Origin of the sequence: Flavisolibacter ginsenosidimutans (genome assembly GCF_007970805.1) — a bacterium.
GTDB classification, from domain to species: Bacteria; Bacteroidota; Bacteroidia; order Chitinophagales; family Chitinophagaceae; genus Flavisolibacter; species Flavisolibacter ginsenosidimutans.
The window spans coordinates 2,441,002-2,455,853 of sequence record NZ_CP042433.1 but is presented as its reverse complement, the minus strand read 5'-3'; the positions used below and the strand labels follow the sequence as shown (position 1 = coordinate 2,455,853).

Genomic DNA, 14,852 nt, shown 5'->3' with positions numbered 1-14,852 from the left:
ATTTCGTATTGAAATTACGAATGATAAAGTATTTGCAAAAATTGTGCGCAGCAAATTTTGATTCACTGTATTGCTGAAGAACATAGCAAGAGTGAATTGTTGCGGACCCCTTCCTCCTAAACAGGCGCGCCTTTCTGTCGGTCGTGATTTAATGCAGGGTTAACGAAATTGCTTTGTTCTGCTTGCCTTTATTCGGGCTTATTTGCTTAGTTTTGCGCCTCAAAATTCGTGAGACGTCAGGCGTCAAATGCGAAACCAAAGTGACTTTCAAAACGTAATTCACTCTTGCATCGCGTTTCTCCTTTCACTTCTCACTCAAAAACATTACAACACAACTACTCATGGCAGACTTAAAATTTCAACGCAACTTTGGTATCGCTGCCCACATTGATGCGGGCAAGACGACCACAACCGAGCGTATTTTGCGCTACACCGGCATGATTCACAAGATTGGTGAAGTGCACGACGGTGCTGCTACTACCGACTGGATGGAGCAGGAAAAAGAAAGAGGGATTACCATCACCTCTGCGGCGGTAAGCTGCCAGTGGAATTTCCCGACTGTTCTTGGTAAAGCAACCCCCGATACAAAAAAATATTATTTCAACATCATTGATACTCCGGGCCACGTGGACTTTACTGTAGAAGTAGAGCGTTCCATGCGTGTACTGGATGGTTTAATCGCCCTGTTTTCTGCTGTTGACGGTGTTGAGCCGCAATCGGAAACCGTTTGGCGCCAGGCAAACCGTTACAACGTGCCGCGTATTGGTTTTGTAAACAAAATGGACCGTTCGGGTGCCGACTTTTTGATGGTGGTAAACCAGGTTCGCGAGATGCTCGGTTCCAAAGCCGTTCCGCTTCAATTGCCCATCGGTGCAGAAGACGATTTCAAAGGTGTAGTTGACCTCATCAAAATGAAAGGCATCATCTGGCACATGGAAACAGAAGGAATGACCTTTGATGAAATTGACATTCCTGCCGACATGCTTGACGAAGCCAACGAGTGGAGAGCCGCTTTGGTAGAAGCCGTTGCTGAATACGACGATAAGTTGTTGGAGAAATTTTTTGATGATCCCAATTCCATTAGCGAAGACGAGATTCATGAAGCCATCCGCAAAGCAACAATTGACCTGAGCATCGTTCCAATGATGTGCGGTTCTTCTTTCAAAAATAAAGGTGTGCAAACTGCGTTGGATGCGGTTTGCCGTTACCTGCCTTCGCCAATGGATATTGAAGCCGTTACAGGCGTTAATCCCGACACAGGCGAAACGGAAACCCGCAAGCCCGATGCAAAAGAACCCTTTGCGGCTCTGGCCTTTAAAATCATGACCGATCCTTTCGTGGGTCGTCTTGCGTTCTTCCGCGTGTATTCCGGTCATCTTGACGCCGGTTCTTACGTGCTAAACGTACGCAGCGGAAAGAAGGAACGTATCTCCCGTATCATGAAGATGTTTGCCAACAAACAAAATCCCATTGACTTTATCGAAGCCGGTGACATTGGCGCAGCGGTTGGTTTCAAGGAGATTAAAACAGGTGATACGCTTTGCGAAGAAGATCATCCAATCACGTTAGAGAACATGTTCATCCCCGAGCCGGTAATCTCTGTTGCGGTTGAACCCAAAACCCAGGCCGACGTTGATAAAATGGGCATGGCCATCGCTAAACTGGTGGAAGAAGATCCGACGTTGCGTGTAAAAACAGACGAAGATTCGGGACAAACAATTCTTTCCGGAATGGGCGAATTGCACTTGGAAATCATCGTTGACCGTATGCGTCGCGAATTCAAGGTAGAAGTGAACCAGGGCGCTCCCCAGGTTGCCTATAAAGAAGCTTTCAACCAAACGGTTCAACACCGCGAGGTACTGAAAAAGCAATCGGGTGGCCGCGGTAAGTTTGCCGACATCATGTTTGATTTGGGCCCGGTTGATGCCGAGTGGAAAGCCGAAAACCCCGACAAGAACTTCCAGTTTGTAAACGATTTGTTTGGTGGTTCAATTCCGAAAGAATTTGTCACGCCGATTCAGAAAGGTTTTGAAAACTCAATGGGTACAGGCGTATTGGCTTCCTATCCGGTTGACAACATGAAGATTCGTGTGTACGACGGTTCTTTCCACCAGGTTGACTCCGATGCCATGTCGTTTGAACTTTGCGCCAAGCAAGGTTTCCGCGAAGCGGCACGGAAAGCAAAACCCGTTTTGCTTGAACCAATCATGAAAGTGGAAGTCCTGACGCCGGATCAATACATGGGCGATGTAACGGGTGACCTCAACCGCCGCCGCGGTATGCTGGAAGGCATGGACACACGTGCCGGCGTGCAGGTGATCAAAGCAAAAGTTCCGCTGAGCGAAATGTTTGGTTACGTAACACAATTGCGTTCCATGTCAAGCGGCCGTGCATCATCTACGATGGAGTTCTCGCATTACGCTCCGGCTCCGAACAACATTGCTGAAGAAGTGATTGCGAAGAGCAAGGGCAAAGTGAGCGCCGAGTAAACAGTAGAATTACGCACCACCATAGTGAAACCCCGCATTTGCGGGGTTTTTGTTTGCAAAGACTTTCCCAAATGAAATTGATGCAACTGTTTAGGCATTGATTTTGTCTATTATCAGTGTTCAATGCCTTTTTTCATTCGGCCCGTTGAAGCCTATGAAAAACACCAACGGTTTTGAACTTGGGGCTCTTCTGAGCCCTTTTTTATTTTAAACATTCTATACTTGGGTAGCTGTCTTAGGACTGTCATTCCGGAGCAGATTTTTTACCGGGTCATGAAAAATATAATAAGCGCCCCACACAGAGCCTGCAACACTGGTCAGGTAAAACAAAAGACTGATAATAACGCCTGCCTGCGGGTCAAGGTGAAAAAAAATAGCGCCTTCGGTGAATACCAATTCACGGGTTCCCAGTCCCCCGCCGAGCGAAAGCGGTAAGACAGACAACACCTGCCCTGCAAGAAAAATAAACAACCACTGCTGATGGTGCAGTTCCAGCTTTAGGGCTTTCAGAATTAAATAAACACCTGCTACCTGAATGGCCTGCACAGCTATTCCAAGCAAAAGTGTGGGAAAAAAACCCGGAAGAAAATCTTTAAAAAATCGCCAAATAATAAAATAGAAAATGGCAACAGCAAGAACAGGCCCGGTAACAAGCAAAACAGTAAAGAGCGGCGTGCGCAAGACAAGAATGCCGTAGATGCTTAAGATAATGCCCAGCCCAAGCAGGCCACTAAACCGGTCGAGTAAAACAGCAGCACTTGTTTTTTTATAGGGTGCATTTAATCGTTTGAATAGAATCACAACTTTGTAAGCATCGCCGCTGATGGAGCCAGGCAGGAAAAGGTTGTAAAACAAGCCCAGCCAGTAAAGTTTCAGGTGTTGCCATTGCCGAAAACGAAGACCGATGTTTTTAAAATAAATGTTGAGCCGGAACGCGCCGATAATTTTTGAAAGAATGTAAAGCAGGGTAGAGAGCAGCAGCAGCAACCAATTGGCTCGTTTCAAGGCTTCGAACGCCTGCGAAAAATCAATCTTTCTGGAGATGTACCAAAAGCACAAGGCCGTTATCAAAACCTTTACGAACAGCTTTAAAAACCGGCTGCTCCGTGATTCTCTTTTTTCAACAACGTTATCCGTTTTGGTCGCCACGTAAAATTGATTGTGCAAATGCGGTGCAAGTAAGCCGAATTGAATCAATTATCAAGCAGGAGTTCCTGAATTCTTAACGTTTTTGCTTTTTTACAGATTCTAACTTGCTGATAAAACCAAACTGTATGAAACCAATTTTACTTTCCGGAACCCTGGCCTTGGCGCTTTCCTCCTGTACCCAATTTCAATACCTGACGGTTTCGGGCACCAACCTTGTAAAAAACGAACGCAACGAATTAACGGCAGAAAACGATACCCTAAAAATTCAGTACCATTTTGCCGATTACAAGGGGCAAATGGGTATCGGCGTGTACAACAAAACAACAGAACTGCTCGAAATTGACTGGAAGAAATCAGCCATTATTGTTGACGGGAAAGCCTTTAGCTATTTTAATACGAATGCAATCATCTCTGGCGTTATTGAAAGAGACAGCCTGCAATGGCGCAAATACCTCCGCGGCTTGGGCGATCCTGTCTTTCTGGCCAGCTTAAACGGTTCTGTTTGGATTGACCAACCAACCCAGTTCATTCCACCTTTGGCCTACATTTATAAAGCTCCTCTTGCATTGCCGATTGAACAATTGCAAAACCTTCCAGAGCAAACGGCAAAAAAAGAAAGGACGTTGCTGGCCGAGGACGTTTACACCTCCTACAACAAAATGGAATTTAAGAAGGACAGTTCTCCACTTACATTTCGAAGCTATTTGACGTTTCGAATCGGTGGCGCCGGCTCGCAAAAAGAATTTACCGTTGAACACAACTTTTACGTCTCGGAAGTTTGGAAAACAACTTCGGGTCCGGACAATTTTCCCGAAACGATGATAAACCGCGGCGATAGGTTTTATCTTCAGCCGTAAGCAAAGCTGTAAAACAGCTGTTGAAACGCGTCTCTTTAGCCCTTTCTTCACAAAAATTATTTCCGGTTTCTTTGTCAGTATGTATTGAACCCATACTTTTGCACTCCCGTTGTAAAAATGGGTTTTTGATTATGTCACAACGAATCAGGATAAAGCTTCAGTCTTACGACCACAATCTGGTAGACAAATCAGCTGAGAAAATTGTAAAGACTGTTCGCAGCACAGGCGCAGTAGTAACAGGTCCAATTCCTCTTCCTACACGCAAAAAGATCTTTACCGTTTTGCGTTCGCCACACGTGAACAAAAAGAGCCGCGAACAATTCCAATTGGCAACGCACAAACGTCTTCTGGACATTTACACGTCTTCATCAAGAACGGTAGATGCGCTTTCGAAGCTTGACCTGCCGAGTGGTGTGGAAGTTGAAATCAAAGCATAATCGCAGACAGGCAAGGGCTGTGAAGTCCAAACAAAGAAGTTCTTATCAAATTCTCATCTCTCAATCTTGCCCGCTTCATGCGGTGACGAAAAAAGAGCTCTGAAACAAAAGCGGCCTAGCCGCTATTACATATAAACAAGCCCTTCGAGGTTTGTTTATCACCGGTACTTCCTCTCGCAGGCTATATTATGTTGAGCCTGTCGAAACAACGGAAAAGGTCGGATGATGAACCAGGATTGAAGACCCAACTATTCCAATGGGTCTGTCTTGCACAACCTTGCGGGGATTAAACCGCAAAAAAATGAAAGGAATCATTGGGAAAAAAATTGGGATGACCAGCATCTTCGATCCAACGGGCAAGCAAACGGCTTGCACCATTATTGAAGCCGGTCCCTGTGTAGTAACGCAGGTAAAAACAAAGGAAACCGACGGCTATGCTGCTCTTCAGGTAGCGTTCGGCGACAAGAAAGAAAAGCACATCACCGCCGCTGCAAAAGCTCACTTCGCAAAGGCCAGCACTTCGGCCAAAAGTTTTGTAAAAGAATTCCGCGACTCTTCTCTCGAAAAAAATATTGGCGACACTATTACCGTTGACATTTTCGCCGAAGGCGATAAAGTTGAGGTGGTCGGTACTACAAAAGGCAAAGGCTTCCAGGGCGTTGTTAAGCGTCACGGCTTTTCCGGTGTGGGTGAAGGCTCGCACGGCCAGCACGACCGTCAAAGAGCTCCCGGTTCTATCGGCGGTTCATCTTACCCAAGCCGTGTATTCAAAGGCATGCGCATGGCCGGCCGCATGGGCCAAGACCGTGTAAAGGTGAAAGGTCTTAAAATCGTGAAGGTATTCCCCGAAAAGAATTACATATTGGTAAGTGGTTCAGTTCCGGGCCACAATGGTTCAATCGTTTTAATCCAGAAGTAAAATGCAAGTAAAAGTATTAAACATACAAGGACAAGAAACAGGTAGAACTGTTGACCTTCCTGAAGAAATCTTTGGCCTGGAGCCAAATGACCACGCCATCTGGTTGGCCGTTAAACAATACCTCGGCGCACAACGTCAGGGAACGCACAAAGTAAAGACCCGTGCCGAAGTGCAAGGTGCCAGCCGCAAGCTGCACAAGCAGAAAGGTACCGGCGGCTCTCGTAAAGGTAACATTCGTAACCCTCTTTACAAAGGTGGCGGTACCATCTTCGGTCCCAAGCCGCACAAGTACGACATCAAGTTGAACCGCAAGGTGAAAGATTTGGCGAAAATGTCGGCGCTTTCTTACAAAGCAAAAGAAAACGCAATTGTGGTTGTAGAGGATGTAAATCTTGATGCGCCAAAGACGAAGACGTTCATGAATATTTTGAATAGCCTTAAAGTAGGCGACAAAAAATTGATGTTCGTATTGCCTGAGTATAACGACAATGTGTACATTTCATCCCGCAACGTTCCTTCGGTCTTGACAGCGTTGATGAGCGATGTGAATACATACGACCTTGTTAATTCGGAAGTATTGGTGTTAACCGAAAGCGCTGCAAAAATCTTTGCAGGAACCGAAGAGGCAACAGCATAAACAATTAGCCAATTTGGCAATTTGCCAATTAGCTAATGAAAGCTCTTAATAAAAAAGACAGGTGGTTATGAAGTTCATTGTCACATTGTCCAATTGTCAAATTTTCAAATTGAATTCAGATGAGACTTTCTGAAGTATTGATAAAACCCATCTTAACCGAAAAGGCAAACGCACAACAGGAAAGCCTGCGCCGTTATGCTTTTAAGGTTGCCCGTAAAGCGAACAAACTGGAAATTAAAAAAGCAGTGGAAGAAGTTTACGGTGTAACAATCGTTGATGTAAACACGGTTGTTGTTCCCGGTAAAAACAAAACCCGCTACACCAAAAAAGGTTTTACCAAAGGGCAAAAGCCGGCTTACAAAAAAGCGATGGTAACCGTTGCTGAAGGCGAAACGATTGACCTTTACAGCAACATCTAATTCGTTAACAAGAATGGCTTCAACAGCCGCAAATGTTGAAAAAAAATAAGTCATGGCACTAAAAAAATACAAACCGATTACAGCAGGCACACGCTGGAGAGTCGGAAACTCTTACGCAGAGGTTACAACGAACGAACCGGAAAAATCCTTGTTGGAAGTGAAAGGCCGCACCGGTGGTCGTAACTCAAATGGCCGCAGGGCTATGCGTTACATAGGCGGTGGGCACAAAAAAGCTTACCGTGTAATTGATTTCAAACGCAACAAAAAAGAAATACCCGCCAAAGTTGCTTCTATCGAATACGATCCAAACCGCACAACCTTCATCGCTTTGTTGAACTATGCGGACGGCGAGAAGCGTTACATTCTTGCGCCACAAGGCTTGCAAGTGGGTGCTTCAGTTGTTAGTGGTGATGCCGTTGCGCCTGAATTGGGCAATGCGCTTCAGTTGAAAAACATGCCGCTTGGTACAGTTGTTCACAACATTGAAATGCAACCCGGCCAGGGCGGAAAGATTGCACGTTCTGCCGGTGCGTCAGCGCAGCTTTCAAACAAAGAAGAAAAATACGCCGTGCTGAAAATGCCAAGTGGTGAAGTTCGCCGTGTGTTGATCAACTGTTATGCAACGGTTGGCATCGCGTCTAACAGCGATCATCAATTGCAATCAATGGGTAAAGCAGGACGCAACGTGTGGAAGGGCATTCGCCCCCGCGTTCGTGGTGTTGCCATGAACCCTGTTGATCACCCGATGGGTGGTGGCGAAGGCCGTGCATCAGGAGGACAGCCTCGCAGCAGAACCGGTCAATACTCTCGTGGTTTGAAAACGCGTACAAAAGGTAAAGGCAGCGACAAGCTGATTATCTCAAGGAAAAACGGTTCAAAGCTGGCGAAGTAATTAATAATTGATAATTAGTAATTAAGAATACAACATGGCTCGTTCAATTAAAAAAGGTCCTTACGTAGCGGCTCACTTAGAAGACAAAGTGGTTGCTATCAACGACGGTAAATCAAAAAAAGGTGTGATCAAAACATGGAGCCGCCGCTCTACGATTACGCCTGATTTTGTGGGTCACACATTTGCCGTGCATAACGGGAACAAATTCATCCCGGTTTACGTAACAGAGTTCATGGTAGGACACAAACTCGGTGAGTTTGCCCCTACAAGAAACTTTAAAGGACACTCAAGCAAAAAAGGTTAATAAGAATTCAGAATTATGAATGATGAATTAGGAATTCAAAAAATTCATAACTCATAATTCATAACTCATAATTATAAAAGAAATGGAAGCAGTAGCTAAACTGAGAAATTATCCAACGTCACCACGGAAAATGCGTCTGTTGGCGGATTTGATTCGCGGCAAAAAAGTAGAACAAGCTTTGGCCGAATTAGAATTCAATCCCAAGCATCCTGCCGTGCCCATGCGCAAATTGGTGTTGAGTGCCATCAGCAACTGGAAGCAGAAAAACGAAGGCGGCGATGAAAGCCAGCTCTTTGTAAAAACCATCTTTGTTGACGGTGCAAGAACGTTGAAGCGCATGCGTCCGGCACCCCAAGGTCGTGGCTACCGCGTCCGCAAAAGAAGCAATCACGTAACCGTAATTGTTGACGCAAAACCTTAATTCAAATTATTCTATAAAGTATAAACATGGGTCAAAAAGCAAATCCGATTGGTAACAGGTTAGGCATCATCCGCGGATGGGAATCTAACTGGTATGGCAACAAAAAAGATTTTGCCAACAAACTGATTGAGGATAACAAAATCAGAACGTATCTGAATGCCCGTATCAACAAAGGCGGTATCGCAAAGATTGTGATAGAGCGTACGCTGGGCAAACTGATCGTGACCATCCATACTTCCAAGCCCGGTATCATCATCGGTAAAGGCGGTGGCGAAGTTGATCGCATCAAAGAAGAGTTGAAGAAACTGACAGGCAAAGACGATGTGCAAATCAACATTCTTGAGATTCGCCGTCCTGAACTGGATGCGATGATCGTGGGCGACACCATTGCCCGCCAAATAGAAAACCGCATTAACTTCAAACGTGCTACAAAAATGGCCATTGCTTCTGCGCTCCGTATGGGTGCCGAAGGAATCAAGGTTCAGTTGAGCGGCCGTTTGGGCGGTGCTGAAATTGCCCGTAGCGAAAAGTTCATGCAAGGCCGTGTGCCTCTTCATACGTTCCGTATGGACATTGATTACGCTAACGTGTTTGCACAAACCGTTTACGGTAAAATCGGTATCAAAGTATGGATCTGCCGTGGCGAAGTATTGGCCAAGCGTGACCTGAACCCCAACTTCATTGGCGGTAAAGAAGGCGGCCAAACAATGGGCGAAAGAAGAGATAACCGTGGCGACTTTGGTGATCGTCGTCGTGACGACAGAGGTGGTGATCGGAGAGGCGGTGGAAACTTTAACCGCGGCGGCGGCGGACAAGGCGGTGGTCGCTCGGGCGGACAGGGTGGTGGCCGTTCAGGTGGTCAAGGCGGAAGAAGATAATCTTCCCAACGAAACAAAAAGTTTTAATTGAAATAAAACTGGTTTGAGTGAGGATAGAACCTCGAACGTCAAACCTCAAACATCGAACTAAATATGTTACAGCCGAAAAGAACAAAGCACAGGAAGATGCAAAAGGGTCGCATGAAAGGCGACGCAAAAAGAGGAACGATGATCTCTTTTGGTTCTTATGCATTGAAAGCTTTGGAAGATCATTGGATCACCGACCGTCAAATTGAAGCGGCACGTCAGGCATTGACACGCCACATGAAGAGAGAAGGTAACGTGTGGATTCGCATTTTCCCCGACAAGCCAATCACCAACAAACCTGCAGAGGTGCGTATGGGTAAGGGTAAAGGTAACCTGGAGTATTGGGCTGCCGTAGTGAAGCCAGGCCGCATTCTCTTCGAGATTGACGGCGTATCGGAAGAAGTAGCGCAAGGCGCGTTGAAACTGGCCGCCGGCAAATTGCCCATTGCAACAAAATTCATTAAGCGTCACGATCTCGCAGAAGCTTAATCAATCGTATAAAACTGATTCACATGTCAAAGACAGTCGACTTCAAGAAAAGCATTCAAACACTCAACGAGCAGGATCTTTCTGCCCGCATTCGCGAAGACGAATTGCGTTTGAAGAAGCTCGAGTTTGCACACGCTATTTCGCCATTGGAAAACCCAATGAGCATCCGTAGTCTGCGTAAAGAAATAGCCCGCTTGAAAACAGAATTGAGTAAGAAACAACAAAGTGCCTAATAAAGCCGTAAGCTGTCTTCTTTCCGAAGCAGATAGTTGAAAGCAAAAAGCTAAACATCATGGCTGAAAATACAACAGGAGCAACAGCAACTACCGAACGCAACTTGCGCAAGACAAGAATTGGTGTTGTTACCAGCAACAAAATGACAAAAACCATCACCGTTGCGGTAGAGCGGAAAGTAAAGCACCCTATCTACGGAAAGTTCGTAAAAAAAACAACGAGGTTTCATGCCCACGACGAGAAGAACGAAGCCAGCATCGGCGATATCGTTCGCATCATGGAAACTCGTCCGTTGAGTAAAACCAAGCGTTGGAGATTAGTGGAAGTTGTAGAGAAAGTGAAATAAACTAATTATAAATGATGAATTATGAATGTTGAATGTTGAATTCATAACTCATAATTCATAATTCAAAATTTACAAAAATGATCCAGCAAGAATCTCGTTTGGCCGTAGCGGACAACAGCGGTGCGAAAGAAGTACTCTGCATCCGTGTATTGGGAAACAGCGGTCAGCGTTATGCCGGTGTAGGCGATAAGATTGTGGTAACGGTGAAAGATGCCATCCCTGCCGGTGGCATTAAGAAAGGAACAGTTGCCAAAGCCGTAATCGTTCGTACCAAAAACAAATTGCGTCGCAAAGACGGTTCATACATTCGTTTCGATGACAACGCAGTCGTGATTCTGAACGCATCCGACGAACCGAGAGGCACCCGTATTTTCGGCCCAGTAGCCCGCGAGCTTCGCGACAAGGGCTACATGAAGATTATTTCGTTGGCGCCGGAAGTGCTTTAAACGTCAGACAAGAAGCGTCAAACGTGAAACTGGAAAGATTCTCAAATTGTAGTTAACTATAGTCTCACATCTAACCTTTTACGTTTCACATTTTTAAATTTGCAAACTCCTCCTCCCGTTGGAAATGGGAGGGAAAAAGGAACCATAAAAAATGAAGACAAGATTCAAACCCAAGTACAACATCCGCAAAGGCGACCAAGTGGTTGTCATTGCTGGTGACGACAAGGACCTGAAGAAGCCCCGCACAGTAAAAGAAGTGCTGGTTGACGAAGGTAAAATCATCGTTGAAGGTGCGGCCATCGTTACAAAGCACACAAAACCTTCGGCGCAAAACACAAAAGGCGGCATTGTAAAAAGAGAAGCGGCCATTAACATTTCAAATGTGATGTTGTGGGACGGTAAGCAAGGCACCAAAGTGAAGCGTGAAGAAAAAGACGGTAAAAAAGTTCGTGTATCTAAAAAATCGGGAGGGGTAATCTAATGGCAAAGGCAACAACACCTACCAGTCCTTCTGTGAAAGTGACGCCAAGGTTAAAAACAAAATACAACAGCGAGGTTGTTCCCGCTTTGCAAAAGCGTTTCAATTACAAGTCGTTGATGCAGGTTCCCCGCCTGGAAAAAATCGCCATTAACCGTGGTGTAAACGGCGCGGTAAACGACAAGAAATTAGTGGACATCGCTCTTGAAGAAATGACTACCATCAGCGGTCAGAAAGCTGTTGCAACCATGTCGAAGAAAGACATCTCAAACTTCAAGCTGCGTAAGCACATGCCCATCGGTGCAAAGGTTACGTTGCGTGGCGAGAAGATGTACGAATTCCTGGACCGTTTGATCGCTGTGGCACTTCCCCGCGTACGTGACTTTAAAGGCGTGAACGAAAAGTCTTTCGACGGCCGTGGCAATTACACAATGGGTGTTACCGAGCAAATCATCTTCCCGGAGATTGATATAGATAAAGTAAACCGCATTACCGGTATGGACATCACGTTTGTGACAACCGCGCAAACCGATGAAGAAGCGTTTGAATTGTTGAAAGAATTGGGAATGCCTTTCAAAAACGTAAAGAAGTAATCCTTCGACAAGTTCGGGGTGACAAAATAAAAAGCAAACAAAAAATAAACTATGGCTAAAGAATCAGTAAAAGCCAGACAACGGAAACGCGAAAGAATGGTTGCTCAATACGCGGAGAAAAGAGAAGCGTTGAAAGCATCCGGCGATTGGAAAGCTTTGGATGAACTTCCAAAGAACTCTTCAAAAGTGCGTTTGAAAAACCGTTGCCAGATGACAGGCCGGCCGCGTGGATACAGCCGTTACTTCGGCATCTCCCGCATTGCGCTGCGCGACATGGCTTTAAACGGTGCTATTCCAGGCTTGAAAAAAGCAAGCTGGTAAGACGGAAGTTATAAGTCATAAGTTATCGGTCGTAAGTGCTCAAACACACACGCGATAAAACTTAGAACTTAGAACTCAAAACTTAAAACTTTTAAAACATCCAATTGCTCCGTAACCGGAGTGTAGGAGGAAAAATAAACATGGTAACAGATCCTATCGCAGATTTTTTGACAAGAATTCGGAATGCGCAAATGGCCGGCCACAGAATCGTTGAGATTCCGGCTTCCAATCTCAAAAAACGCATGACTGAAATTTTGTATGCCCAAGGTTACATCTTGAAATACAAATTTGAAGATGACAACAAGCAAGGTCTTATCAAGATTGCTTTGAAGTATGATGCGGCAACAAAACAACCGGCTATCCATTCTCTGGAAAGAGTAAGCCGTCCGGGTTTGCGTCACTATGCAAAGCCGACTGATTTCCGTCGCGTGAAAGGTGGCCTGGGTATCGCTATCGTTTCTACATCAAAAGGTGTACTGACCGATAAAGAAGCAAAAGCTCAAAACGTAGGCGGAGAAGTTCTTTGCTACGTTTATTAAAATAATTAGCTGATTAGCTTAGTCGGCTAATTGGCTAATTGAAGCCTTCGATACATTAAGCCGAAACATACTGAGGCTGACCGGTCGAAGGATAGAAATCAAAATCTCAAATCTTAAATCTGAAATTGTATGTCTCGTATAGGTAAAGCGCCGGTTACTGTGCCCAACGGTGTAACTGTAACAGTTGGCAACGACAACGTGGTGAAAGTAAAAGGACCAAAAGGTGAGTTGTCGCAGCCAATTGACCGCGACATTAAGGTTGAAGTAAAAGACGGACAAATCCTTGTTACACGTCCTACCGATCAAATTCGTCACCGCGCCTTGCACGGCTTATCAAGAGCTTTGGTAGCCAATCTGGTGAGAGGCGTTACCGAAGGTTATACAAAGAAATTGGAGTTGATCGGCGTAGGTTTCAAAGCGGCCAACACGGGCAACGTATTGGACCTTGCTTTGGGTTATTCGCACAACATCATCTTTGAAATTCCAAAAGAACTTAAAGTTGCCACTGAGCAATTAAAAGGCCAGAACCCGACCATTACTTTAGAAGGCAACGACCGTCAGTTGATTGGCGCAGTAGCCGCAAAAATCCGCAGCTTGCGCAAGCCTGAGCCGTACAAAGGAAAAGGTGTTCGCTATCAGGGTGAAGTGGTTCGCAAGAAAGCCGGTAAAGCAGCGGGCAAATAATTGGTAAACGGTTAATCCGGATATCCGTTTAGCCAGATTAACCTACATAAAATATTCACGGCAGCATCGTGAAGCAAACAAGAATAAAATGAGAACAAGCGCAAAAACAACCAGAAGACAAAATATCCGCTACCGCATTCGTGCAAAGGTGGCCGGTACCGCACAAAAGCCGCGTCTTTCTGTTTTCCGCAGCAACAAAGACATCTACGTTCAATTGATTAATGATGACGCAGCCGTAACCGTTGCTGCTGCTTCTTCAAGAGACAAAGACATTGCTGCGCAAAGCGGAACAAAAACAGACAAAAGCAAACTCGTTGGCCAGGCCATTGCCCGCAAGGCAAAAGAGCTCGGAATTGAGAATGTGGTTTTCGACCGCGGTGGCAATCTTTATCACGGTCGCGTGAAAGCCGTTGCCGAAGGTGCAAGAGAAGGCGGTCTGGTATTCTAATTATTAAACTTTTTACGAAGCATATCAAATGGCAAAAGCAATTTTAAACAGAGTAAAAGCAGGTGACCTTGAATTAAAAGACAAGGTGGTTGCTATTAATCGTGTAGTAAAAACGACCAAAGGCGGCCGTACGTTCTCTTTCTCTGCGTTGGTAGTGGTAGGCAACGAAGCCGGCGTTGTGGGTCACGGTTTGGGCAAAGCCAAAGAAGTTCAGGAAGCCATTACAAAAGGCATTGAAGACGCCAAGAAAAATCTCATTAAGGTTCCCGTTATGCACGGTACCATCCCGCACGACCAGCTTGCAAAAGTTGGCGCCGCAAAAGTGTTGATTAAGCCGGCCGCTCACGGTACGGGTGTAATCGCCGGAGGTTCGATGCGTGCCGTTTTGGAAAGCGCAGGCGTTACCGACGTGTTGGCAAAATCGCTTGGCTCTGCTAACCCGCACAACGTGGTAAAAGCAACTTTCGAAGCCCTGGCTTTGTTGCGCGAACCAATTTCTGTGTCGAAGACACGCCGCATTGGATTGAAGAAAGTATTTAATGGTTAATTGTCCACTGTCGACTGCCGATGGTCGACCGTTAAACTGAACTGTCATGAAAAAGATAAGAATAACGTTGGTGAAAAGCCCCATTGATCGTCCTGAGCGTCAGAAACTGACCTTGCAGGCCTTGGGCTTGAACAAAATGAACGCTTCGAAAGAAGTAGAAGCCACTCCGCAAATCCTCGGCATGGTTCGCAAGGTTGAACACATGATCACGGTGGAAGAAGTAAATGCGTAATTAATAATTAAAAATTAAGGGTGGAAGTTTAATTCTTCATTCTTCATTATTAATTCATCAAAGCGA

The 14,852-nt window shown here is 45.5% G+C and carries 23 protein-coding genes; 22 read left to right on the top strand and 1 reads right to left on the bottom strand.

The features are described from left to right. Nucleotides 1-341: 341 nt before the first annotated feature. On the top strand, nucleotides 342-2,489 hold the full coding sequence (gene fusA, locus FSB75_RS10110; protein ID WP_146786516.1) for an elongation factor G: 2,148 nt from the start codon (nucleotides 342-344) through the stop codon (nucleotides 2,487-2,489). A 216-nt stretch (nucleotides 2,490-2,705) separates the two neighbouring features. On the opposite strand, the gene FSB75_RS10105 is transcribed toward fusA, so the two are convergent. Further along, nucleotides 2,706-3,638, bottom strand: coding sequence for a lysylphosphatidylglycerol synthase transmembrane domain-containing protein (locus FSB75_RS10105; protein ID WP_172623114.1), 933 nt, complete (start codon nucleotides 3,636-3,638; stop codon nucleotides 2,706-2,708). Nucleotides 3,639-3,763: 125 nt separating this feature from the next. On the opposite strand from FSB75_RS10105, the gene FSB75_RS10100 reads away from it, so the two are divergent. The 21 genes from FSB75_RS10100 to rpmD all read left to right on the top strand — a co-directional run bounded on the left by FSB75_RS10100 (nucleotide 3,764) and on the right by rpmD (nucleotide 14,786). Next, nucleotides 3,764-4,495, top strand: a complete 732-nt coding sequence (locus FSB75_RS10100) for a hypothetical protein (protein ID WP_146786510.1) — start codon at nucleotides 3,764-3,766, stop codon at nucleotides 4,493-4,495. Between the two features lie 131 nt (nucleotides 4,496-4,626). After that, entirely contained in the window at nucleotides 4,627-4,932 is a 306-nt protein-coding gene (rpsJ, locus tag FSB75_RS10095; protein ID WP_028787065.1) for a 30S ribosomal protein S10, read from the top strand. 301 nt (nucleotides 4,933-5,233) lie between these two features. Further along, complete coding sequence (gene rplC, locus FSB75_RS10090; protein ID WP_146786507.1) at nucleotides 5,234-5,851, top strand: 50S ribosomal protein L3; 618 nt, start codon at nucleotides 5,234-5,236, stop codon at nucleotides 5,849-5,851. Between the two features lies 1 nt (nucleotide 5,852). Next, entirely contained in the window at nucleotides 5,853-6,488 is a 636-nt protein-coding gene (gene rplD, locus FSB75_RS10085; protein ID WP_146786502.1) for a 50S ribosomal protein L4, read from the top strand. Between the two features lie 119 nt (nucleotides 6,489-6,607). After that, nucleotides 6,608-6,907 carry a 50S ribosomal protein L23 gene (gene rplW, locus FSB75_RS10080; RefSeq protein ID WP_146786499.1) on the top strand — a complete coding sequence of 100 codons (300 nt, stop codon included), beginning with the start codon at nucleotides 6,608-6,610 and terminating at the stop codon, nucleotides 6,905-6,907. 52 nt (nucleotides 6,908-6,959) lie between these two features. Next, entirely contained in the window at nucleotides 6,960-7,799 is an 840-nt protein-coding gene (rplB, locus tag FSB75_RS10075) for a 50S ribosomal protein L2 (protein ID WP_146786496.1), read from the top strand. A gap of 34 nt (nucleotides 7,800-7,833) precedes the next feature. Beyond that, nucleotides 7,834-8,103 carry a 30S ribosomal protein S19 gene (gene rpsS / locus FSB75_RS10070; RefSeq protein WP_146786493.1) on the top strand — a complete coding sequence of 90 codons (270 nt, stop codon included), beginning with the start codon at nucleotides 7,834-7,836 and terminating at the stop codon, nucleotides 8,101-8,103. Between the two features lie 82 nt (nucleotides 8,104-8,185). Continuing rightward, on the top strand, nucleotides 8,186-8,524 hold the full coding sequence (gene rplV / locus FSB75_RS10065) for a 50S ribosomal protein L22 (RefSeq protein ID WP_146786490.1): 339 nt from the start codon (nucleotides 8,186-8,188) through the stop codon (nucleotides 8,522-8,524). A 26-nt stretch (nucleotides 8,525-8,550) separates the two neighbouring features. Further along, nucleotides 8,551-9,402 (top strand): 30S ribosomal protein S3, encoded by an 852-nt coding sequence (gene rpsC, locus FSB75_RS10060; RefSeq protein ID WP_146786486.1) that lies wholly within the window; start codon nucleotides 8,551-8,553, stop codon nucleotides 9,400-9,402. A 93-nt stretch (nucleotides 9,403-9,495) separates the two neighbouring features. Further along, nucleotides 9,496-9,918 carry a 50S ribosomal protein L16 gene (gene rplP / locus FSB75_RS10055; protein ID WP_146786482.1) on the top strand — a complete coding sequence of 141 codons (423 nt, stop codon included), beginning with the start codon at nucleotides 9,496-9,498 and terminating at the stop codon, nucleotides 9,916-9,918. A 23-nt stretch (nucleotides 9,919-9,941) separates the two neighbouring features. After that, nucleotides 9,942-10,151, top strand: coding sequence for a 50S ribosomal protein L29 (rpmC, locus tag FSB75_RS10050; RefSeq protein WP_146786479.1), 210 nt, complete (start codon nucleotides 9,942-9,944; stop codon nucleotides 10,149-10,151). A 59-nt stretch (nucleotides 10,152-10,210) separates the two neighbouring features. Further along, on the top strand, nucleotides 10,211-10,498 hold the full coding sequence (gene rpsQ / locus FSB75_RS10045) for a 30S ribosomal protein S17 (RefSeq protein WP_146786476.1): 288 nt from the start codon (nucleotides 10,211-10,213) through the stop codon (nucleotides 10,496-10,498). 77 nt (nucleotides 10,499-10,575) lie between these two features. Beyond that, complete coding sequence (gene rplN / locus FSB75_RS10040; RefSeq protein WP_146786473.1) at nucleotides 10,576-10,944, top strand: 50S ribosomal protein L14; 369 nt, start codon at nucleotides 10,576-10,578, stop codon at nucleotides 10,942-10,944. Nucleotides 10,945-11,095: 151 nt separating this feature from the next. After that, the gene (rplX, locus tag FSB75_RS10035; RefSeq protein ID WP_146786468.1) at nucleotides 11,096-11,425 is read left to right on the top strand and encodes a 50S ribosomal protein L24; all 330 of its coding nucleotides are present in this window, start codon (nucleotides 11,096-11,098) and stop codon (nucleotides 11,423-11,425) included. Then, the gene (gene rplE, locus FSB75_RS10030) at nucleotides 11,425-12,015 is read left to right on the top strand and encodes a 50S ribosomal protein L5 (RefSeq protein WP_146786465.1); all 591 of its coding nucleotides are present in this window, start codon (nucleotides 11,425-11,427) and stop codon (nucleotides 12,013-12,015) included. The genes rplX and rplE overlap by 1 nt, the downstream gene beginning before the upstream one ends. A gap of 51 nt (nucleotides 12,016-12,066) precedes the next feature. Further along, nucleotides 12,067-12,336, top strand: coding sequence for a 30S ribosomal protein S14 (rpsN, locus tag FSB75_RS10025; RefSeq protein WP_146786462.1), 270 nt, complete (start codon nucleotides 12,067-12,069; stop codon nucleotides 12,334-12,336). A gap of 140 nt (nucleotides 12,337-12,476) precedes the next feature. Continuing rightward, nucleotides 12,477-12,875: a 30S ribosomal protein S8 gene (gene rpsH / locus FSB75_RS10020; protein ID WP_146786459.1), complete on the top strand. Its 399-nt coding sequence runs from the start codon at nucleotides 12,477-12,479 to the stop codon at nucleotides 12,873-12,875. A 129-nt stretch (nucleotides 12,876-13,004) separates the two neighbouring features. Next, nucleotides 13,005-13,559 (top strand): 50S ribosomal protein L6, encoded by a 555-nt coding sequence (gene rplF / locus FSB75_RS10015; RefSeq protein WP_146786456.1) that lies wholly within the window; start codon nucleotides 13,005-13,007, stop codon nucleotides 13,557-13,559. 88 nt (nucleotides 13,560-13,647) lie between these two features. After that, entirely contained in the window at nucleotides 13,648-14,007 is a 360-nt protein-coding gene (gene rplR / locus FSB75_RS10010; RefSeq protein ID WP_146786453.1) for a 50S ribosomal protein L18, read from the top strand. Nucleotides 14,008-14,035: 28 nt separating this feature from the next. Then, nucleotides 14,036-14,554 carry a 30S ribosomal protein S5 gene (gene rpsE / locus FSB75_RS10005; protein WP_146786450.1) on the top strand — a complete coding sequence of 173 codons (519 nt, stop codon included), beginning with the start codon at nucleotides 14,036-14,038 and terminating at the stop codon, nucleotides 14,552-14,554. Between the two features lie 46 nt (nucleotides 14,555-14,600). Continuing rightward, complete coding sequence (gene rpmD, locus FSB75_RS10000; protein ID WP_146786446.1) at nucleotides 14,601-14,786, top strand: 50S ribosomal protein L30; 186 nt, start codon at nucleotides 14,601-14,603, stop codon at nucleotides 14,784-14,786. The last annotated feature ends 66 nt before the right edge of the window (nucleotides 14,787-14,852 follow it).